Genomic DNA, 17,521 nt, shown 5'->3' with positions numbered 1-17,521 from the left:
TGTGTCTGAGAGTGTTGACGCAAAAAGAAAAAGTCCGCTTTGTGCGGACTTTTTTGTGTTTTGAGGGCGCTATTTTTGCGCTCTTTCGTAAGATTCTAAAATTTCTTGGCGAGCGGCAGCGACGTCTTCCCAACCATCGACTTTCACCCACTTGCCTGATTCAAGCTCTTTATAACGCTCAAAGAAGTGCGTGATTTGCGCTTTAAGTAACTCAGGAATATCGCCCACATCTTGAATGTGGTCGTACTCTTTTGACAGTTTAGAGTGTGGCACGGCGACGACTTTGGCGTCTTCTCCTGATTCATCAGTCATTTTCAAAACGCCAACTGGACGACAGCGAATCACTGAACCTGGCATCAGCGGGTGCGGTGTTGGTACGAGTACGTCTACCGGATCACCATCGAGTGATAGCGTGTGGTTTACGTAACCGTAGTTACATGGGTAGAACATCGGGGCAGACATAAATCGGTCGACAAATACCGCGCCAGAATCCTTGTCGACTTCGTATTTTATCGGATCAGCATTGGCGGGAATTTCAATCACAACATAGATGTCATCGGGTAGAGATTTGCCTGTTGGTACGTCGTTTAAGCTCATTGCTAAAGTTCCTTTTTGTCTAAGTATGGGCTGAAATTTAACCAAAATACCTTACTGCTAAACTCGGTTTTTTGTAAATATTTGCGGCGAGACTTTGCTCAAGAAAATCAGATTATTCATGTATGAATAAAGAAAAGGCGCTCGATGAGCGCCTTTGTAGAAGGTTATTGATCGTCGTCTCGATTGAGCTCGAGGAACTCCTCAACCTTTTTCACCATGTTCTTTGAGCCCACGAAAAACGGTACACGCTGATGTAGTTCGGTAGGTTTGATGTCCATAATGCGATTCACGCCATCTGACGCCACGCCACCAGCTTGCTCGATGATGTAAGCCATTGGATTGCATTCGTATAGTAAGCGCAGTTTGCCGCTTGGGTGACTTTGCGTGCTTGGGTAGAGGTAAATACCACCCTTGAGTAGATTGCGGTGGAAGTCCGCGACTAAGGAGCCGATGTAGCGCGAAGTGTAAGGGCGCTTCTCGCTTGGCGCATTTTCTTGGCAGTACTTGATGTACTTTTTCACACCCATTGGGAAGCGAATGTAGTTTCCTTCGTTAATGGAGTAAATAGTGCCGTCTTCTGGGATCATCATGTTTTCATGTGACAAGCAGAATGTGCCAAGTGATGGGTCATAAGTGAAACCGTTAACTCCGTTACCAGTGGTGTATACCAACATGGTCGACGAGCCATAGATCACGTAACCAGCCGCAACCTGTTTGTGACCAGGTTGCAGGAAATCTTCTTCGGTTGGCGGAGTACCAATCGGTGAAACACGACGGTAGATAGAGAAAATCGTACCCACTGAAACGTTCACGTCGATGTTTGACGAACCATCAAGTGGGTCCATCAGCACAACATATTTTGCGTTTTTGTTGAGTTCTTTATTAAATGCTACTGCTTCGTCTTCTTCTTCACTCGCAACACCACAAACTTGGTCGCGAGCTTCTAGCGCTGCTTTAAACTTCTCGTTGGCGTAGACATCGAGCTTTTGCTGATCTTCACCTTGGACATTTTCTGTCCCGACTGCACCTGTAATGTCACCAAGGCCTGCGGCGTTGATTTCACGGTTTACAATTTTTGCAGCAAGGCGAATTGAAGAAAGTAGGGATGATAGATCACCGCTAGCGTGGGGGAAGTCCGCTTGCTTTTCAACAATGAACTCGCCAAGGGTGCGCATTCCAGACATGGTTATTCCTTAAAAGTCGCTTCTAAATAGTGGGGGATGTGGCATGGATGATCTCTATTTGGATCGTTTCGAAATGCCTGAGCTAAGTGTAAGAGCAGGATCTTTTTATTGGTAATGAACTAACTGCTTGAGATCTCAATTTATTTGTCGACTCTTTGCTGTGTTTTCATGACTCGTTTGGCTGGAATCAAGCTGTACACGGAGTGTGCGGTTGAGTAAGGCTTGTGTCATACAGTGATCAAAGTTGTTCGCTTTTTAAGGCTTTATCGCCATAATGAGTCCACTATTATTTGCCTGAAACAGGGTCAGTTTATGCATATTCATATCTTGGGGATTTGCGGCACATTTATGGGTGGTGCTGCAGTATTAGCTCGTCAACTTGGTCATAAAGTGACGGGGAGCGATGCCAACGTTTACCCGCCGATGAGCACGTTGCTTGAATCTCAAGGTATTGAAATTATAGAAGGATTTGACCCTTCCCAGCTTGAGCCTGCGCCAGACCTTGTGGTGATAGGTAATGCGATGAGTCGCGGCAACCCATGTGTCGAGCACGTACTTAACACTAATCTGCGTTACACCTCTGGACCGCAATGGTTACAAGAGTTTTTGCTGCACGATCGCTGGGTTCTAGCGGTCTCAGGTACGCACGGTAAAACCACTACATCAAGTATGCTAGCTTGGATCTTGGAAGCCTGCGGTTACCAGCCTGGATTCTTAGTCGGTGGTGTACTCGGCAATTTTGGCGTTTCTGCTCGATTGGGCGAAAGTATGTTTTTTGTTGTGGAGGCAGATGAATATGACAGTGCTTTTTTCGATAAGCGTTCTAAGTTTGTCCACTACCACCCGCGCACGTTAGTGATGAATAATCTAGAGTTCGATCACGCAGATATTTTTGATGATCTTGAAGCGATTCAGCGCCAATTCCACCATTTAGTGCGTACGGTGCCGGGCAATGGCCGTATCTTTGCTCCGAAACAAGATAAGGCTTTAGCCGATGTGCTCGAGCGTGGCTGCTGGAGCGAAACGGAATTCAGTGGCGAGCAGGGTGACTGGCAAGCAGAAAAAGTGGTGAATGATGGTTCTCACTTCAAGGTTTTTTTCCAAGGCAACCAAGTTGGGGAAGTGCGCTGGGATTTGGTGGGCGATCATAATGTCGACAACGCTCTTATGGCTATCGCAGCAGCAAGGCACGTCGGTGTAACGCCAGATCTTGCCTGTGACGCGCTCGGAAAGTTCATTAATACTAAGCGACGTCTGGAGTGTAAGGGAGAAATCGCAGGCGTGACGGTTTACGATGACTTTGCCCATCATCCAACGGCGATTGAACTCACTTTGGGTGGCTTACGTAACAAGGTAGGTCAACGTCGAATTCTTGCCGTACTTGAGCCACGCAGTGCAACCATGAAGCGCGGTGTCCATAAAGAGACACTGGCTGCATCGTTGCGAGCCGCTGATTCTGTATTCCTCTATCAGCCTGACTCCATTGATTGGTCTGTGGAGGATGTGGCTCAGCAATGCACTCAACCCGCTTGGACATCTAAGGATGTCGATGCGCTTGTCGAGATGATTGTTGCTGAGGCTCAGCCCGGCGATCAGATTCTGGTGATGAGTAACGGTGGCTTTGAAGGCATTCACGGTAAATTACTCGACCAATTGGCAAACAAGGCAAATTAGCAAAGAAGTATGCATTCAATGAACAATAAACAGAAAGCGATCACATTAGCCTTCACAGGGGCATCTGGCGCGCCTTATGGGCTGCGCCTACTAGAATGTTTGATCGCTGCCGACTACCAAGTTTTTCTTTTGATCTCCTCAGCTGCCCGCGTTGTGTTAGCCACAGAGCACGGCTTAAAGTTGTCTGCAAACCCTGAGTCGGCCAAGCAAGCGTTGGTCGAACATCTAAAGTGTGACGCTGATAAACTGATAGTCTGTGGTAAGGACGATTGGTTCTCTCCGGTTGCGTCGGGCTCTGCGGCACCGAAGCAGATGGTGGTTTGCCCTTGCTCTGCAGGCAGCGTGGCAGCGATCGCTCACGGCATGTCAGACAACCTGATTGAACGCGCAGCCGATGTGGTGATGAAGGAGCGCGGTCAACTATTGTTGGTTGTTCGTGAAACCCCGTTCTCGACGTTACACCTTGAGAATATGCACAAATTGTCCCAAATGGGCGTTACGATCATGCCAGCTGCGCCCGGTTTTTATCATCAGCCCAAGTCGATTGAGGATTTGATCGATTTCATGGTCGCTCGTATTTTGGATCATCTGGGTGTGGAACAAGGTTTGGTTCCTCGCTGGGGATATGATCACCGAGATTGATGGTTAGAGGAACGACTCTAGCTATTGAGTCTCATAACTATTACAATCAAGCCGATACTCATCGGGGAGCTATTCATTGAGTCAATGAAGCTGAGATCGAACCCTTACCATTTCGCGGTAAGTGTGTGGGACCCGTAGACCTGAACCAGATAATGCTGGCGTAGGAATTGAGTTAGGACATGCTGATTTTCAATCCAATTGTCCCTCAAACCTGTGCCGCTCAACAAGGAGAGAGCGAGCAGTGAAAACCACTCTGAGCACCATTTCATTCAGCGCAGTTGCGTTGGCCACACTATCTTCATTTTCCGTTACCGCCGCAGAAAAAGCGCTGACAGTTTACACTTATGACTCTTTCGCAGCCGATTGGGGCCCTGGTCCTAAAGTCGAAAAAGCTTTTGAAGCTCAATGCGGTTGTGACGTGAACTTTGTCGCGCTAGACGACGGTGTCTCTATCCTTAACCGCCTACGTCTAGAAGGAGAGAACAGCAAAGCTGACATCGTTCTTGGTTTAGACAACAACTTGATGGCGGAAGCAAAAAAGACAGGCTTACTCGCTGAGCACAGTGTCGATACGACTTCAGTGACACTGCCAAATGGTTGGAGCGATAACACTTTTGTCCCTTACGATTACGGCTACTTTGCGTTTGTCTACAACAAAGAAAAACTCGCGAATCCACCAAAAAGCCTCAAAGAGTTGGTGGATTCTCGTGATGACTTAAAGGTGATTTATCAAGACCCGCGTACCTCAACACCGGGTCAAGGTCTGATGTTGTGGATGAAGTCGGTGTATGGTGATGAAGTGACTCAAGCATGGCAAAACCTTGCGAAGAAGACCGTCACTGTGACTAAGGGATGGTCAGAAGCGTACTCCATGTTTTTAGAAGGGGAGTCTGATTTGGTTCTCTCTTACACCACCTCACCTGCGTATCACTTGATTGCGGAAGGGGACGCGAAGTTTGCTGCGGCCGATTTTGCGGAAGGTCACTACACGCAAGTTGAAGTGGCAGCAAAGGTGAAAGGCTCGAATAATCAGGCTCTTGCAGATCAATTTATGGCATTCATTCTCAGTGATGAGTTCCAATCTGTGATGCCAACGGGTAACTGGATGTACCCAGTAACAAGCGTAGAGTTACCTCAAGGATTTGAAACCTTGACTGTGCCAAACAAGGCATTGAGCTTCAGTGCGGATAAAGTTGCGGAAAACCGTAAGACTTGGATCCGTGAATGGCAAAGTGGGCTGACGTTCTAAGGGTATTTTTTGCGAAGCATTCCCAAAATAGGCTTATGGGTCGCGATGTTCATCGCGACCTTTATTATTTCTGCCTTAGCCGCTTTACTGATTGAAGCGCCCTCTTTGAATCTCGCTCAGGTGTGGCAAGACCCGTACTACCGCCACGTTACCAAGTTCAGTTTTTACCAATCTTTTCTTTCGACGCTGTTAAGTGTTGGGCTCGCTATACCAGTAGCTCACGCGCTTTCTCGTCGTCAATTTCCGGGTAAAAACTTGTTGCTGAAGCTGTTCGCAACCACGTTGGTATTGCCTGTCTTAGTCGGAGTGTTTGGCTTGCTTGCCATTTATGGCAATAGTGGTTTGTTGGCCGATGGTTTTGCCTACTTTGATAGCAAACTGCCTTTTTCGATTTATGGTTTGAACGGTATTTTGCTGGCGCACCTGTTTTTTAATTTGCCCTATGCGAGTCGGCTTTTGCTGCAATCTTTAGAGTCCATCCCAGAAGAGCAGCACAAACTCTGTGCGCATCTTGGTATGGGGGCGTGGCAAAAGTTCGTTTGGGTTGAGTGGCCACGCATAAAGCAGCAGCTTGCTCATGTTTGTGGTTTAGTGTTTATGCTCTGCTTTACCAGTTTTGCGACCGTAATGGCGCTTGGTGGCGGACCAAAATCGACGACCATTGAACTCGCCATCTATCAAGCGATCAAATTTGATTTCGATTTGCAAGCCGGTGCGCTATTGGCGATATGGCAGATGACGCTTTGTGGCATCATGGCGCTGATCATTCAGCGTTTGGGTAAACCGATATCAGTAAGCTCCGTGAGTACTACGAACAACCCCTATTTAGCCGGTAATCATTGGCGCAATAAAGTGTGGGATTACAGTTGGATTGGGCTCGCCGCCATATTGGTTCTGCCTCCTTTGGCAATGGTCATTGTCAGCGGTATCAATAGCCATGCGGTCCAAGTCTTTACAGATCCGCGTTTTTGGCATGCACTTTGGGCATCGCTGAAAGTGGCGACCCTTGCGAGTATGATCGCTTTGTTGGCGGGTATTACCATCTTGATCACCAGTCGTCGACTCCGGCTTAATGCTCGAGCGCGGCAAGCGGATCATATTGAACTGATCGGCACCATTATTTTGGTCACCCCCGGCTTGGTTGTTTCGACTGGGTTGTTTTTGTTGCTGCGCTCATTTACGGATGTATTCAGTCTGGCTTTCGTGGTGGTCGTGGCGGTGAACGCGCTGATGGGGCTTCCCTATGTGATTAAAACGCTCTCTCAGCCGATGCTACAGGTCGAGCAACAGTATCAGTATGTGTGTGCAAGCCTTGGGATGAAAGGGTGGCAACGGTTTAAAGTGGTTGAGTGGCGGGCGCTTAAAAAACCGATGGCGCACGCATTTGCTATTAGCTTCATGTTTGCGATTGGCGATCTGAGCGCGATTGCCTTGTTTGGTAGTCAAGAATTTCGCACTCTACCACTCTATCTGTTCCAGTTGCTGGGAAGCTATCAGATGGATGCGGCGGCGGTCGTTTCCCTGACATTGCTTCTTCTCAGTGTTGGCTGTTTCACGCTCATCGAAACGTTGTTTAAAGCGAACAAAAAGGTCAATCATGTTATCTCTGACTAAAGTGGATTATTACTACCACAACGAGTTGTTTCATTTTGATGTATCCGTTGAACAAGGTTCGATCACCGCCTTGATGGGACCAAGTGGGGCGGGCAAGTCGACGTTGCTGGCATTAGTGGCGGGATTCATCGAGCCTGTCAGTGGTTCGATTAGCGTGGAAGGGCGTGACATTGTTGGTTTAGAACCGCACCGGCGACCTTTTGCGATGTTATTTCAGGAACACAACCTATTTGCTCACCTGACCGTCAGACAAAATATTGGGCTTGGTTTGCACCCTGGGCTAAAGCTCAGTGATGAGCAGCAACGGAAAGTGGAGTTGGCGGCGCAGCAAGTGGGCGTGGCTGACTATCTTGACCGATTGCCAGAGCAGTTATCTGGCGGGCAGCGTCAACGAGTCGCCTTGGCGCGCTGCTTTGTGCAGTCTCATCCAGTTTGGCTGCTCGATGAACCGTTTTCCGCGCTCGATCCTATCTTACGTGAAGAAATGTTATCGCTGGTGGCAAAGTTAGCCAAAGAGAGAAATATCACCGTGCTGATGGTGACGCACCACATCAGTGACGCTAAAGCCATTGGCTCCGATTTTATCTTTGTTGCCAACGGGCGAGTGGAAGTGGCAGCAGGCGTTGAACAGCTCGTTTCCAACCACAGTAACCAAGCATTGAGTGAGTTCGTCAGAGCAGGCGAATAGAGGGCTTAAAGAAAAAGGATTGATGTGCGTGCATCAATCCTTTTTGTATTTGGTGCTAAACGTCTTCGTCGCTCAGCGCTTTTAGAACTTGGAAGATTTCGCGGTAAGATTTCGCAGGCTTACCTGCTTTTTTCTCTTTTGCCGCTTGGCGAGCAAGTTGACGCAGGCGCTGGCGATCTGCGTTTGGATAGAGTTCCATTGCATCGCCAATGGCTGCATCACCCTCTTCAACAATGCGGTCACGCAACTGCTCTAGCTTATGCAGGTGCGCTGTTGCTTGTGAGTGCTTATTGCGAACCCTGTCTAATGCGGCTTGCAGTGGCTCAGGATCTTCAAAGCGCATCAATTTACCAATGTATTGCAGTTGGCGGCGACGCGCTTCGTTTTTGAATCGTTGCGCATCTTTGATTGCTTCTGCGAGATCTTCGCTAAGCGGAAACTTTTCCAGCACAGAAGGTTTTAGGCTCACGAGCTCTTCACCTAACTGCTGCAGTTCTTCCATGTCGCGTTTCATCTCGGTCTTACTTACCCAGATGATTTCTTCTTCCTCTTCCCATGGCGCTTTTTGGTTTTTACGTGCCATTTCTCTGCCTTAATTTGACCATCTATTTCTCTATTTTAACAAGAATCGTGGGGAGAAAGCGAAATTCTTGTTATCCTAGAGAGAACAAATCTTTAGAACTAAGTTGATATGGACGTAAGAGAGCAAGTTGCTCAACAGCGCGTTGAGTTAGAAGCCGCAGTCGCTAAAGCGTTAGAGATGGCGGCAGAGAAGTCTGATGGTGCAGAAGTCGCGATCACGAAAACCACTGGCCTAAGTGTCTCTACTCGCATGTGTGAAGTGGAAAATGTGGAATTCAACAGTGATGGTGCGTTGGGCATTACGGTTTACCGTGGTCAACGTAAGGGCAGTGCATCAACCTCTGACTTAAGTGAAAAAGCGATTCAACAAACCGTATTGGCTGCGCTCGATATTGCTCAGTATACCTCTGAAGACCCTTATGCTGGTCCTGCGCCTAAAGAGTTGATGGTCAAAGAGATCCCAGATTTGGATCTATTCCACCCAGACACGCCTGATCCAGATTATGCTGCTCAGGTCGCCATTGCCGCTGAGAAAGCGGCGCTTGAGTACAGCGACAAAATTAAACAAAGCGATGGTGCGAGTTACGATAGCCATTATGGGCTGAAGGTATATGGTAATAGCCATGGTTTACTGGCGAGTTATGCTTCGAGCCGTCACAGTACAAGTTGTTGTGTGATTGGTCAGGGCGCTAATGGTGAGATGGAGCGAGACTACGACTACACTTTGTCACGTCATAAAGACGATCTTTGGTCTCCTGAAGCGGTAGGGCTAAAAGCGGCAGAAAAAACCATCAGTCGTTTGGATGCGCAAAAGCTCAAAACGGGTCAATACCCGATCATGTTTGCTGCAGATGTGGCAACCGGTTTGATTGGTCATTTGGTGATGGCGATCAGCGGTGGCAACTTATACCGCAAATCCTCATTCTTGCTCGATCAACTGGGTGAAAAGGTTCTGCCTGATTGGTTTAACATCGCAGAAAAGCCTCATGTACTGCGTGGTCTTGCCTCTAGTCCCTTTGATAGTGAAGGCGTCTTCACCCGAGACAGAGAGATCATTACCGATGGCGTGCTAGCGACGTATCTGCTAACGAGCTACGCCGCACGTAAAATGGATATGACGCCAACAGGCCATGCTGGTGGTATTCATAACTGGTATGTGCAATCAACGGGGCAGAATTTCGAACAAATGCTGAAAGAGCTAGGCACAGGCTTATTGGTTACAGAGACCATGGGCCAAGGTGTCAATATCGTGACAGGCGATTATTCTCGTGGTGCGGCAGGCTTCTGGGTGGAGAATGGTCAGATCCAGTTCCCTGTGTCAGAAATTACCATTGCTGGCAATCTTAAACAGATGTTCCAGAACATTGTCGCTGTCGGTAATGATGTGGAAACGCGTTCACAAATTCAAACGGGTTCTATATTGCTTGAGTCTATGAAGGTGGCAGGCGAGTAGTAATCCCCTATATTTTGGCTTGAATAAAAAAGGTTGGCATAGTGCCAACCTTTTGTTTTTCTTAGCCCTCAAACAACTCAGTGTGCAGCTTTTGAATGGCTTGCTTTGAGACGGACTCATGCACTAGGAAGCAGAGGTTGTGCGGACTTGCACCGTAACAGATCATGCGTAGATTGAAGTCTTCTAATGTGCCAAAGACTTGCTTCGCGTAGCCTTTACTTTCGCTCATGTTGTTGCCGATAAGCGCTACCAGACATAAGTTGTGCTCTACGTCGACGCTACATAGCTCTTCTAACTCAATACGAGCGGCTTCCGGCAGCTGAGGCGCTCCGCCTGAGGTATCAGTTTGATCCAATGTGAGTGAGACGCTGATCTCTGAGGTCGTGATTAAATCCACCGATACCTTGTGCTTGGCTAGAATCTCAAAAACACGGGCTAAAAAGCCGTATGCGTGGAACATTTTTGCGCTGCGTAGTGTCACCATTGTCTGGTTGCAGCGAAGGGCTAATGCACGAAATAGCGGTGAGCTCTCCACTTGATGGCGAATCCAAGTCCCGCCCTTTTCTGGCTCTTTTGATGAGCCGACAAAAACTGGAATATCATGACGCAGTGCCGGAACGAGAGTCGATGGGTGTAAGATCTTCGCGCCAAAGTTTGCCATCTCAGAGGCTTCGCTAAAGCTGATTTCTGGGATTGGAGACGCTTTCGGTGCGATACGAGGATCGGTGGTGTAGATACCGGGAACGTCAGTCCAAATCTCCAAGCCTGACGCTTCAACCGCCTCCGCAATCAGTGCGGCGCTGTAGTCACTGCCGCCGCGACCTAGGGTTGTCGTATTGCCTTCTGCGTCTGAGCCGATAAAGCCTTGAGTGATCACTACGGATTCTTGGCATAGTGGAATGAGCTTTTCTTCGGCAAGCTGACGGATGCTATCTAGCTCTGGTTCTGCTTTGCCAAAGTTGCTGTCGGTGCGCAGTACATCTCGAATATCGAAACGTGTGGCGGCGATTCCTCGCTCTCTCATTAATTGGGTAAGCAGGTGAGTCGACATCAGCTCACCACACGCGACTAAGTGGTCTGTGAGCTTACGGCTAGCTTGGATTGAAGCGGCTTCTGCAAGGCTCGTCACCGTATCTAGAATGGTGTAGACCTCGGCTGCAGCCTGGGTTGAATCTTCGAGTTGGTCCAAAACAGCATTATGGATCTCAGCCAGTTTGGTTAATATTTCACTTCGATGTGTTTGGTCTTGCACACCATTGGCTAACTCGACCAATAAGTTGGTGACACCTGAACACGCACTGCTAACAACTAATTTGGTATTGGGGTTTGATTCGATAATGGCTGCACAGCGACTCATCGCCTCAAAATTTGCAACACTTGTCCCACCAAACTTAGCAACATTGAAACTGCCCACGGCATTTCTCCCACGACTTCCTGAAAATAAAACTGGGGGTTAACCCAACATCCGATGTTTGCTTGAAGAGAGAATGAGCGAAAAAGAGGTATTTTTGAAATGCTATTGACCTCAGAAGCTCATCATCAGGCTGTGCTGATGACAGTTGATGGGACTCAACCCAAGTCAACCGACAAACCAAAACCACACTTTTGGTTTACCTCGGCACTGCTCCCCCTCAATGTGTTGTCTCGGAATTGTGGTTCCACGACACATCTACCTGGGCAGTGCTCCTCTTCTGCAACAATTTAAGTTGCGTGGCATAAATATTCGCCACCTATCCAGCATTGAACGTTTTTATGTGACCAATGTCAACGGTATTTTGTAACTTTATGCTCTTGGTAAATTAACAAACTTGTGACACTGGTTTGACCTCAAGACTTTGGGCTAATTGCTGAGGCGTTTGAATTGGATTAAGGTGAATCAATAACCTTCAACAGAACAATAAAATAGTTTGCAAAAGGAGCTGCCAATGACGATTCAAAGTTTTATTCCACCTCACCGTATCCTGATGGGACCGGGACCTTCGGACATTTCACCTCAAGTGCTGCAGGCGTTGAGTCGTCCAACGGTTGGTCACTTGGATCCTCTATTTATCAAGATGATGGACGAACTTAAGCAGCTACTTAAGTATGCATTCCAAACGGAAAATGAATTCACGATTGCAGTTTCTGCGCCCGGGAGTGCAGGAATGGAAACTTGCTTCGTCAATTTGATTGAGCCAGGTGACAAAGTAATTGTTTGTCGAAATGGCGTATTTGGCGAGCGCATGAGAGAAAACGTCGTCCGTGCAGGCGGTGTGGTTGAGCTTGTTGACGACGAGTGGGGCGCACCGGTCTCGGTAGAGAAAGTGGAACAGGCTCTGAAAGCCAACCCAGATGCGAAGATTCTTGCTTTTGTTCATGCTGAAACCTCGACAGGTGCTTGCAGTGATGCAGAGGCTCTCGGTAAGCTCGCTAAGCAGCACGGCGTGTTATCGATTGTGGACGCGGTAACGTCTTTAGGTGGCGTTCCACTAAAAGTTGATGAGTGGCAGTTGGATGCGGTTTATTCCGGTAGCCAGAAATGTTTGTCGTGTGTGCCAGGTTTATCGCCAGTGACACTCTCCCAAGCAGCCATTGATAAAATCCAAGCGAGAAAGACACCAGTCCAGAGTTGGTTCCTTGATCAAAGCCTTGTGTTGGGGTATTGGAGCGGGGAAGGCAAGCGCAGCTACCATCACACTGCACCTGTTAATAGCCTTTATGCGCTTCATGAATCTCTGCTCATTTTGCAAAATGAAGGGTTAGAAAACGCTTGGCAACGCCATCTCGAGATGCACGAAAAGCTAAAAGCTGGATTAGAGAAGCTGGGTTTTGAATTTGTTGTTGAGGAGCGATCTCGTTTGCCTCAGTTGAACGCAATTTACGTACCTCAAGGGGTAGACGAGGCTAAAGTGCGTAGCCACTTGCTTGATACTTATAATCTAGAAATTGGCGCGGGCTTAGGTGCTCTCGCAGGAAAAGCTTGGCGTATCGGCCTAATGGGATACGGAGCGAGATCGGAGAATGTCGCTCTTTGTTTGAGAGCACTAGAAGAGTCAATGACTCAATGAATGACAAGGCGACCTAAGGTCGCCTTTCTTTATTCTGCTGGTTTACTTGCCTCTGTGGCCAGTGCGTCGATGTTTGGTGGAACATACTGCACTTCACTAAAGTCGCGATTTGGGAATAGGAACTGTGCTTCACTTCGGATCTGCTGCGCTTTCTCTTCTTCGCCAATACCTTGATAAGCCAGGATCAGGTTGTTATAGAAAGCGGGCCTTGGTTTGTTTTTGATGATCTCCAGTGACCAGTCGATGTATGGCTGAATAAACTCAGGGTCATGTTTATACAGGCCAATATTGAGATAAGTGCTGTAAATGTCCCAGTCATATCGATCTTGCCATGCAATTGGGTTGGTGACTTGATTCAAAATCTCAGGATCTTTTGGGTTAGACTTTTCAAACTGAGTGAGAATGTAATTGGTATGCAGGGCACTCACCATATAAAAGCTAACTAAGATGGGCATTACCAAACTGGACACACGCAGTCCAGTTTGAGAAACAAAACTAAAGGTCACGCTCCGATACTTATTGGCTCTTTGGTCAACCCAATAGAGTAGAGTGATGAAGGTGATCCAATGGATCGCCGAGTGATAGAAGGGGTATTCCAACTGCGAATGCAGCACAATTGGAATGAACAACGCAAAGAGCGCCAACCGGGTGCCTTTTTTACCTTGATAGACCCTTATCAATACTAGAGTGGCCGCTAAGAAAATAGCCAGTATTGGCACTAAGCCACCTTCAACGCCCCAATACAAGAGCTCGTTGTGTGGATGGTCAAGAGCGGGGAGGCCTGGATGATACTCTGGATTAAGTTGATGTTGGCGAGCGCTATAGACAATGTATTCAGACTCAAATTTGCCATAACCATATCCGGAAAACGGCTTCTCGATTAGCATATCTAGCGCTTGAGGAATGTGGTATTCCCTTGGACTTTTAAGGTTTACTTTTTGAGCCGATAGGTTTTTGGGTGAATCTACATTATGTTGAGCGATATTTGGTATCAAGCCCAGCATCATCCCTAAACTGAGTGAGATAACCCAACCCCAAAAACGTTTCTTGGTTGCGAATCTGTAGAGATAAGGCAGTACCCCTAGGATCACAAGAATCGCACTTAGCCATCCCGTTCGCGACGCAAGTACTATAAGTAGGGGGACGGTGAGTGCAGGGATTACATACAGAAGTGCAACATCACTGATTTTGGTTTGATATTTAATCGGTTGTCGCGTTAGTAGGTAGCCTGATATAGCAAGCCCTGTTGCGAGAAAAGTTGCCATGACATTGGGCTGCTGAAAAATTCCATAAGGGCGGTTGATTACCGTGTTGTAGCCAATAAGGTTGTCGGGCTCTAATAGTAAGTATTGCACCCAACCAAAGAGAGCTTCAATGGTAACGGCGATGACGATGAACCATAGCAAGCGCTGCTTCTGTTTATTGCTGAAACGAAACTGTTGCAAGACGACGAACAGCAGATAGCCTGCCCATAAGCCAGTTAACTTGCCAATAGAGAGCTCCACAACCGAATTTGGATAGAAAACAGGTAACGTGATAAGCAGACAGCAAATGAAGAAAGCAATCGTGAGCTTGTTGTAACGCAAGGCTCCCTCGGTTCCGACTTGATAAAGGCCAATAGCGAGAGCAAAACTGAGTGCGAGCCAAGTGGTCGGGTTGAATGAAAGCGCCAACCCAGCCCCCCCGGGGTTAGGCATAAAAAAGTGCATTGCGATGATGTAGATGGCGCCAAATGCGACCAAGAAGGGTTTATTCAGCGGTACCTTTGGTTTTTGCTTTGCTAGTTTTGTCCCGGAAACGTGTGTGGTAGCCATGGGGTCCATATCCTAATAAAAACAGGCCAGTGAGAATGACACTGGCCTGTTTACTTTACTATTAATTGTTATTTTAACATAGGCTTAAGGAACCTTGCCGTATGAGAACCTTCGACCAACGACACATCTTCAGGTGTTCCTTGAGCGACAATTTCACCGCCTCCTTGACCACCTTCTGGGCCTAAGTCCACAATCCAGTCTGCGGTCTTTATGACGTCTAGGTTATGCTCAATGACGACCACAGTATTACCATGGTCTCGCAGACGATGTAGTACCGTGAGTAGCTGTTGAATATCATGGAAATGCAATCCAGTGGTTGGCTCATCCAGAATGTACAAGGTTTTGCCCGTATCTCGTTTCGAGAGCTCACGCGCCAATTTCACTCGCTGAGCCTCACCGCCAGATAGCGTCGTAGCGGCTTGACCTAAGCGAATATAGGACAGACCGACATCAATGAGAGTTTGCAACTTGCGCGCGATGACAGGTACTGGGTCAAAAAACTCGCGAGCATCTTCTACTGTCATTTCGAGTACTTCATCAATGGTTTTGCCTTTGTAGCGTACTTCCAAGGTTTCTCGGTTATAGCGCTTACCCTTGCAGACATCACACGGTACATAGACGTCAGGTAGGAAATGCATTTCCACTTTGATAACACCGTCGCCTTGACACGCTTCGCATCGGCCACCACGCACGTTAAAGCTAAATCGGCCAGGTTTGTAACCTCGAGAGCGGGACTCTTGCGTACCCGCGAATAGTTCACGAATCGGGGTAAAAATACCCGTATAAGTTGCTGGGTTTGAACGAGGCGTTCGACCGATCGGACTTTGGTCGATGTCGATCACCTTGTCAAAATGCTCAAGCCCTTTGATTTTTTTGTACGGTGCGGGTACCGCCGTCGTCGCACCGTTAAGTTGGGTGTGGGCAATTTTAAAGAAGGTATCATTGATTAGTGTTGACTTTCCTGATCCTGAAACACCCGTAATACAGCTAAAAAGGCCAACAGGAATCTCTAATGTAACGTCTTTTAGGTTGTTTCCTGATGCACCGAGCAATTGTACCGTTTTCTTAGGATTTCGTGCTGTACGCTCCTTTGGTACAGCAATTTCCTTGGTGCCACTCAAGTACTGGCCAGTGAGAGAGTTTGGATTCGCTACAATTTGTTCCATTGTGCCTTCTGCTACGACCGTACCTCCGTGAACGCCAGCACCTGGGCCGATATCAATGACATGGTCAGCCATGCGGATTGCGTCTTCATCATGTTCCACAACAAGGACGGTGTTACCCAAGTCACGAAGGTGAGTCAGTGTTTTTAGTAGGCGTTCATTATCTCGTTGGTGTAAGCCAATCGAAGGTTCATCGAGTACATACATAACACCCACTAAACCCGCACCAATTTGGCTTGCGAGTCGAATGCGCTGCGCTTCGCCACCGGATAAGGTCTCTGCACTGCGAGAAAGGTTTAAGTAATTGAGTCCTACATTAACTAAAAACTGAAGGCGGTCATTAATCTCTTTCATCACTTTTTCCGCGATTTGAGCGCGTTGACCTTCTAACTGTAGCGAAGAGAAAAAGTTCAGTGCATCAGCAATACTTAGCTCAACGATTTCTGGCAAAGTCGTATTGCCTATAAAAACATTTCGAGCTTCTAAGCGAAGTCGGCTTCCATCACAGCTTGAGCAGGTTTTTGTTGAGATATACTTGGCCAAGTCTTCACGTACGGCGTTAGATTCGGTATCTCGATAACGACGCTCCAAGGTATTTAATATCCCTTCAAATGGATGACGTTTTACCCGAATGTCGCCTCTGTCGTTGATGTATTTAAACTCGACTTCTGTACGTCCAGACCCGGTTAAAATTATGTCACGAGTTTTCTTGGGCAAAGCGTTGAACGGGGTATGCAGATCAAACCCGTAATGGTCCGCTAATGATGTGAGCATCTGAAAATAATAGTAGTTTTTCTGATCCCAACCTCGAATTGCACCTTCAGCTAGGCTAAGAGAGTCATCGACTATCACGCGGGCCGGATCAAAATACTGTTGCACACCTAAACCATCACAAGTGTGGCAAGCCCCTGCTGGGTTGTTAAATGAAAAGAGGCGAGGCTCTAACTCTTGCATACTGTACCCACAATGAGGGCAGGCAAAGTTTGCGGAGAACACGATTTCGTCGCCGGTGCCATCCATAGGTGCGACAACCGCGATACCACCGGACAGTTCGAGTGTAGTTTCGAAGGATTCAGCTAATCTTTGTTGTAAGTCGCTGCGTACTTTAAAGCGGTCAACAACGACTTCGATAGTATGCTTTTTATGTAGCTCTAAGGTTGGAGGATCAGAGAGATCACACGTTTCGCCGTCAATACGAGCGCGAATAAAACCTTGCGCGGCTAAGTTTTCCAGCGTTTTGACATGCTCGCCTTTTCTTTCTTTGACAATCGGAGCGAGCAGCATCATTTTTGCCCCTTCAGGCAGCTCAAGCACTTTATCTACCATTTGTGAAACAGTTTGGGCGGCGAGGGGAACGTGGTGCTCTGGACATCGAGGTTCACCGACTCGAGCATAAAGGAGTCGTAAATAGTCGTAAACTTCGGTAATGGTACCAACCGTTGATCTTGGGTTGTGTGAGGTTGACTTTTGTTCGATAGAAATCGCGGGGGATAACCCTTCGATGTGGTCAACGTCAGGCTTTTCCATCAAAGATAAAAATTGGCGAGCATAGGCGGATAGAGATTCTACATAGCGTCGTTGGCCTTCAGCGTACAAGGTATCAAAGGCTAGTGATGACTTACCCGAACCTGACAAGCCTGTAATCACGATCAGCTTGTCTCTTGGTATCGTAAGATTGATATTTTTCAGGTTGTGCGTGCGTGCACCACGAACTTCTATCTGATCCATTCTTATCACTCAATGCAAAAATTAGTCAGCTAAGTATTACATAGTGTGAGAAATGTTCAAAGAAATACTGGATAAAAAAACAGTAA

General features: G+C 47.5%; 13 protein-coding genes and 2 riboswitches. Of the genes, 7 read left to right on the top strand and 6 right to left on the bottom strand.

All coding sequences use genetic code 11. The features are described from left to right. Positions 1 to 69: 69 nt before the first annotated feature. Together ppa and fbp are read right to left on the bottom strand one after the other, a co-directional pair. Positions 70 to 597, bottom strand: a complete 528-nt coding sequence (ppa, locus tag ACUALS_RS12550; RefSeq protein WP_454448468.1) for an inorganic diphosphatase — start codon at positions 595 to 597, stop codon at positions 70 to 72. Positions 598 to 761: 164 nt separating this feature from the next. Continuing rightward, positions 762 to 1,781 (bottom strand): class 1 fructose-bisphosphatase, encoded by a 1,020-nt coding sequence (gene fbp / locus ACUALS_RS12545; RefSeq protein ID WP_005472641.1) that lies wholly within the window; start codon positions 1,779 to 1,781, stop codon positions 762 to 764. Between the two features lie 312 nt (positions 1,782 to 2,093). On the opposite strand from fbp, the gene mpl reads away from it, so the two are divergent. The 5 genes from mpl to thiQ all read left to right on the top strand — a co-directional run bounded on the left by mpl (position 2,094) and on the right by thiQ (position 7,648). Further along, on the top strand, positions 2,094 to 3,455 hold the full coding sequence (mpl, locus tag ACUALS_RS12540; protein ID WP_454448467.1) for a UDP-N-acetylmuramate:L-alanyl-gamma-D-glutamyl-meso-diaminopimelate ligase: 1,362 nt from the start codon (positions 2,094 to 2,096) through the stop codon (positions 3,453 to 3,455). Between the two features lie 18 nt (positions 3,456 to 3,473). Next, positions 3,474 to 4,097: a flavin prenyltransferase UbiX gene (locus ACUALS_RS12535; RefSeq protein ID WP_005472692.1), complete on the top strand. Its 624-nt coding sequence runs from the start codon at positions 3,474 to 3,476 to the stop codon at positions 4,095 to 4,097. A 52-nt stretch (positions 4,098 to 4,149) separates the two neighbouring features. Beyond that, a riboswitch (TPP riboswitch) is annotated at positions 4,150 to 4,281 on the top strand. Positions 4,282 to 4,338: 57 nt separating this feature from the next. Continuing rightward, on the top strand, positions 4,339 to 5,346 hold the full coding sequence (gene thiB, locus ACUALS_RS12530) for a thiamine ABC transporter substrate binding subunit (RefSeq protein ID WP_454448466.1): 1,008 nt from the start codon (positions 4,339 to 4,341) through the stop codon (positions 5,344 to 5,346). Positions 5,347 to 5,355: 9 nt separating this feature from the next. Next, on the top strand, positions 5,356 to 6,960 hold the full coding sequence (gene thiP / locus ACUALS_RS12525) for a thiamine/thiamine pyrophosphate ABC transporter permease ThiP (protein ID WP_454448465.1): 1,605 nt from the start codon (positions 5,356 to 5,358) through the stop codon (positions 6,958 to 6,960). Further along, a complete protein-coding gene (thiQ, locus tag ACUALS_RS12520; RefSeq protein ID WP_038191680.1) occupies positions 6,944 to 7,648 on the top strand; it encodes a thiamine ABC transporter ATP-binding protein in 705 nt (234 codons plus the stop codon). Before thiP ends, thiQ begins: the two co-directional genes overlap by 17 nt. A gap of 55 nt (positions 7,649 to 7,703) precedes the next feature. Here thiQ and yjgA read toward each other — a convergent pair whose 3' ends face one another. Beyond that, complete coding sequence (yjgA, locus tag ACUALS_RS12515; RefSeq protein ID WP_454448464.1) at positions 7,704 to 8,231, bottom strand: ribosome biogenesis factor YjgA; 528 nt, start codon at positions 8,229 to 8,231, stop codon at positions 7,704 to 7,706. Between the two features lie 108 nt (positions 8,232 to 8,339). Here yjgA and pmbA point away from each other — a divergent pair, with 108 nt between their 5' ends. Next, positions 8,340 to 9,683 (top strand): metalloprotease PmbA, encoded by a 1,344-nt coding sequence (pmbA, locus tag ACUALS_RS12510; protein WP_454448463.1) that lies wholly within the window; start codon positions 8,340 to 8,342, stop codon positions 9,681 to 9,683. 61 nt (positions 9,684 to 9,744) lie between these two features. Here the strand turns inward: pmbA and lysC are convergent, their stop codons facing one another. Continuing rightward, complete coding sequence (lysC, locus tag ACUALS_RS12505; protein ID WP_038191674.1) at positions 9,745 to 11,097, bottom strand: lysine-sensitive aspartokinase 3; 1,353 nt, start codon at positions 11,095 to 11,097, stop codon at positions 9,745 to 9,747. Positions 11,098 to 11,204: 107 nt separating this feature from the next. Continuing rightward, positions 11,205 to 11,382: riboswitch (Lysine riboswitch) on the bottom strand. A gap of 226 nt (positions 11,383 to 11,608) precedes the next feature. On the opposite strand from lysC, the gene ACUALS_RS12500 reads away from it, so the two are divergent. Continuing rightward, entirely contained in the window at positions 11,609 to 12,730 is a 1,122-nt protein-coding gene (locus tag ACUALS_RS12500) for a pyridoxal-phosphate-dependent aminotransferase family protein (RefSeq protein WP_454448462.1), read from the top strand. A gap of 29 nt (positions 12,731 to 12,759) precedes the next feature. Here the strand turns inward: ACUALS_RS12500 and ACUALS_RS12495 are convergent, their stop codons facing one another. Then, on the bottom strand, positions 12,760 to 14,544 hold the full coding sequence (locus tag ACUALS_RS12495) for a PglL family O-oligosaccharyltransferase (protein WP_454448461.1): 1,785 nt from the start codon (positions 14,542 to 14,544) through the stop codon (positions 12,760 to 12,762). 68 nt (positions 14,545 to 14,612) lie between these two features. Next, the gene (gene uvrA, locus ACUALS_RS12490; protein ID WP_454448460.1) at positions 14,613 to 17,435 is read right to left on the bottom strand and encodes an excinuclease ABC subunit UvrA; all 2,823 of its coding nucleotides are present in this window, start codon (positions 17,433 to 17,435) and stop codon (positions 14,613 to 14,615) included. Positions 17,436 to 17,521 lie beyond the last annotated feature (86 nt).

It is taken from the genome of Vibrio sp. NH-7 (genome assembly GCF_053643215.1).
The sequence above is the reverse complement of the archived record's forward strand: the minus strand, read 5'-3'. Positions and strand labels throughout refer to the sequence as shown.